The sequence below is a fragment of the Nocardia farcinica genome, assembly GCF_029867845.1.
Taxonomy (GTDB): Bacteria; Actinomycetota; Actinomycetes; order Mycobacteriales; family Mycobacteriaceae; genus Nocardia; species Nocardia farcinica_A.
The window spans coordinates 1-1,014 of record NZ_JARWRU010001263.1 but is presented as its reverse complement, the minus strand read 5'-3'; the positions used below and the strand labels follow the sequence as shown (position 1 = coordinate 1,014).

Below are 1,014 nucleotides of genomic sequence, written 5' to 3'. Positions count from 1 at the left end.
GCCTGGGCGACGCGGGCGTGTGCGGGTTCTACCTGCGGGTGGCCGTCGTGGTGTTCCCCGGTATCAACGGCGCGGCCCTGGAGTCGATCATGACCCGCCTCAACCTGCCCGATGACGTGCCGATCGAGGCCAAGATGGTCTCCAAGGCGATCAAGAGCGCCCAGACCCAGGTCGAGCAGCAGAACTTCGAGATCCGCAAGAACGTCCTCAAATACGACGAGGTCATGAACCAGCAGCGCACGGTGATCTACCGCGAGCGCAACCGGATCCTGCGTGGCGAGGACATGGAGGGTCAGGTCCAGAACATGATCACCGACGTGTTCACCGCCTACGTCGACGGCGCCACCGCCGAAGGCTATGTGGAGGACTGGGATCTGGAGAAGCTGTGGGCCGCGCTCAAGACCCTGTACCCGGTGAGCCTGGACTACCGCGAGCTGACCGGTGAGCTGGCGGGCGAGCAGCGCGACCTGACCCGCGACGAGCTGCTCGAGGCCATCCTCGACGACGCCCACGCCGCCTACGCCAAGCGCGAGCAGGAGATCGACGGCCTGGCGGGTGAGGGCTCGATGCGCAACCTGGAACGCCAGGTGCTGCTGTCGGTGCTCGACCGCAAGTGGCGCGAGCACCTCTACGAGATGGATTACCTCAAGGAGGGCATCGGCCTGCGCGCGATGGCCCAGCGTGATCCGCTGGTCGAGTACCAGCGCGAGGGCTACGACATGTTCATGGCCATGCTCGACGGCCTGAAGGAGGAGTCGGTCGGCTTCCTGTTCAACCTCAAGGTCGAGGTGCAGCAGCCGCAGCCCACCGGCGTGTCGGTCGATCCGGGCCTGCGCTCCCCGGTCGGCGCTGCCCCGCAGCCCGCCGCCCCCGCCGCCCCCGCCCCGCTGCTGGCCAAGGGCATCTCCGACCAGGCCCCGCGCGGGCTGAACTACATCGGCCCCGACGAGGGCGGCCGCGCCTCGGTGCACAGCGACGCCGAGGAGTACGGCGGCAACGGCGGTGCGCCCGTGC

The 1,014-nt window shown here is 68.5% G+C and carries 1 pseudogene; it reads left to right on the top strand.

Annotation, left to right across the window (positions count from 1 at the left end):
* A pseudogene (locus QH283_RS28305) lies at positions 1 to 1,014 on the top strand (preprotein translocase subunit SecA); the annotation flags it as partial.